Source organism: Saccharomonospora saliphila YIM 90502 (genome assembly GCF_000383795.1).
Lineage (GTDB): Bacteria > Actinomycetota > Actinomycetes > Mycobacteriales > Pseudonocardiaceae > Saccharomonospora > Saccharomonospora saliphila.
Genome location: NZ_KB912712.1, coordinates 49252 through 51600, shown reverse-complemented (window position 1 = coordinate 51600; position 2349 = coordinate 49252). Strand labels below are relative to the sequence as shown.

The following is a 2349-nucleotide window of genomic DNA, read 5'->3' as shown; positions in this document are numbered from 1 at the left end:
GCGAGCTCCGGCCGAAGACCGGACGCGCCCGGCCGCTGGCCGAGCGCAGCGTCGGCACCCCGGACGCGGGGGCGACCTCGCTGGCGCTGGTCGTGACGGCGGTCGGGCAACTGCTGGCGCGAGAACAGGAACGAAGGGAGCCCCAGCATGGCTGACCGGCTGCGCATCGTCGTCGGCTCCGACGACGCGGGCTACGAGTACAAGGAGCGGTTGAAGGCCGACTTCGAGGCCGACGACCGCGTCGCCGAGGTCACCGACGTCGGCGTGGGAGCCGAGGGCCACACCGCCTACCCGCACATCGGCGTCGCCGCCGCACGCCTGGTCGCCGACGGCAGCGCCGACCGGGCGCTGCTCGTCTGCGGCACCGGCCTCGGGGTGGCGATCTCGGCGAACAAGGTGCCCGGTATCCGGGCCGTCACCGCGCACGATTCGTTCTCGGTCGAGCGCTCGATCAAAAGCAACAACGCCCCGGTGCTGTGCCTGGGCCAGCGCGTGATCGGCATCGAGCTGGCCCGCAGGCTGGCCTCCGAGTGGCTGGACTACCGCTTCGACCCGCACAGCTCGTCGGCCGACAAGGTCGCCGCCCTCGACCGCTACGAGAGCGAGGCGGGCGGGCCCTCCCCCGCCGAATCCACCTGCGGGTAGTGCCGCTCGTGACGACCACACGCACGACCCCCGGCGAGGCGGCAACGGCGCCGCCGCCGGGAGCCGTCCACGCGGCTGTACTCCCCTCCGGCGCGCTCCACACGACGCCGGTGTTCCCCTCCCGACGCGGAGCTTCCCGCGCGACGCCACCGCGCCGAAGCTGACGTCGCACCCGATCCCCGCACCCCCGGCCCGGTGACCGAGGCCGTTCGGCGTCGGCTCTACCCGGGCCCCTCCGTTTCCGGCTCGGCGTCGCCGGACGCGGCGAAGAAGGCGGTCTCATAGGCGCGCAACGTGTCGACGACCAGGCGTCGTTGCGCATCGGTCAACGGCGCGAGGGCGTGTCGCCACGCGCGTGCGCCGGGCGAGAGCCATTGGGAGATGGCCGGGCGGCTGTCCGCATCGATGTCGATGATGCGCCGGCGCCGATCGGTCTCGTCCTCCCGCCGTACCACCACTCCTTTGCGGCTGAGCTCACCCACGATCAGGCTCACCGTGGTGGGCGCGAGGCTGAGCCCCTCGGCCAGCCGGGAGACCGTCTGCGGGCCGTCCAGCAACAGCAAGGACAGCAGGGAGAGGTGCCTCGGGGCCAGGTCGAACGACCGTAGCCGGTCGGGCGGCGGGAGCCGCTTGATCCTGCCCACCAGGCGCGGCATCAGCAGCATCAGTTCCCGGACGGCGTCGTCCGCGGAGTCAGACGTTGACACCCTCACCCTCCCTGAGTACCTTTGTTCACAAAGCTTATTTGCTCTTAAAGCTATTTCCCTTGGGGGTTGCCATGCCACATATGACTGTGCACGTCCTCGACGACGACCTCGTCGGCAGGGAGGCCGACCTGATCAGCACGCTGACCGACGCGGTGGTCGCGGTGTACGGAGAGTGGGCACGGGAGATCGTGGGGGTACGGCTGATCGGTATGCCGTCGGGCCGGTGGGGTATCGGCGGTCGACCGGCGCGGGAGCCGTCGCCGAGTGTGACGTTCGGCATCAGGGAGGCCGCGCTGAGCAGGCCGGACGCCGACGAGATCGTGGCCGGGCTGATCGCCGGGCTCACCGACGCGATCGTCGCCGTGTTCGGCGAGCGCGTCCGCGCGGGTGTGTCCGTCGAGATCGTGGGCACACCGGCCGAGCACACCGGGATCGGCGGCGTCGTGGCCGCGTGACGACCCTCCGAACACCGCGACCTCACCGCGATCAGGTGCGCCGACAGTGGTCTGCCCACCCCGTCCTGGACGGCTGGCCCGCGTGGGGTTCGCCGTCGCGGTGCCGACGAGAGCGATCGGGCGAGACCGGAAAGGAGTTCCGTCGGGTCACGGCGAGACGAGCAACGCGGGACAAAACGAGGCTGTTCCCGCTTGACCAGCGGAAACAGCCTCCGAAAAAAACGGTTCGCACCATAACGAACGTGGTGGAGCTAAGGGGACTCGAACCCCTGACCTCCTCACTGCCAGTGAGGCGCGCTACCAGCTGCGCCATAGCCCCGTGTTGTTGTGTGTTTGTCACTGTACCCGAGCCCGGAACGGGCCCCGACACCGGGGGGTGGTCACCGGTCGGAGCGCAGGGTGGCCGGGTCGAAGGCGTCGAGGTCATCGTCCTCGTGCGCGGAGTCGCCGCCCACCTCCGAGCCGGACTCGGCAGCCTTCCGCACACTGGCCTGCAGAGGCTGCCGCAGCCCCACGACCAGGACGCAGGCCAGCATGCATGC

At 70.7% G+C, this 2349-nt stretch carries 4 protein-coding genes and 1 tRNA gene; 3 read left to right on the top strand and 2 right to left on the bottom strand.

All coding sequences use genetic code 11. The features are described from left to right. A partial coding sequence (locus SACSA_RS24840; RefSeq protein WP_157596989.1) for a DAK2 domain-containing protein occupies window positions 1-155 on the top strand: 155 nt, incomplete at its 5' end. Then, window positions 148-645, top strand: a complete 498-nt coding sequence (locus tag SACSA_RS0117790; RefSeq protein ID WP_019819084.1) for a ribose-5-phosphate isomerase — start codon at window positions 148-150, stop codon at window positions 643-645. The genes SACSA_RS24840 and SACSA_RS0117790, both read left to right, overlap by 8 nt. Before the next feature lie 221 nt (window positions 646-866). Here the strand turns inward: SACSA_RS0117790 and SACSA_RS23610 are convergent, their stop codons facing one another. After that, window positions 867-1310 (bottom strand): MarR family transcriptional regulator, encoded by a 444-nt coding sequence (locus SACSA_RS23610; protein ID WP_019819083.1) that lies wholly within the window; start codon window positions 1308-1310, stop codon window positions 867-869. Between the two features lie 122 nt (window positions 1311-1432). Here SACSA_RS23610 and SACSA_RS0117780 point away from each other — a divergent pair, with 122 nt between their 5' ends. Beyond that, on the top strand, window positions 1433-1807 hold the full coding sequence (locus SACSA_RS0117780) for a tautomerase family protein (RefSeq protein ID WP_019819082.1): 375 nt from the start codon (window positions 1433-1435) through the stop codon (window positions 1805-1807). 243 nt (window positions 1808-2050) lie between these two features. On the opposite strand, the gene SACSA_RS0117775 is transcribed toward SACSA_RS0117780, so the two are convergent. Next, a tRNA-Ala gene (locus SACSA_RS0117775) sits at window positions 2051-2126 on the bottom strand. Window positions 2127-2349 lie beyond the last annotated feature (223 nt).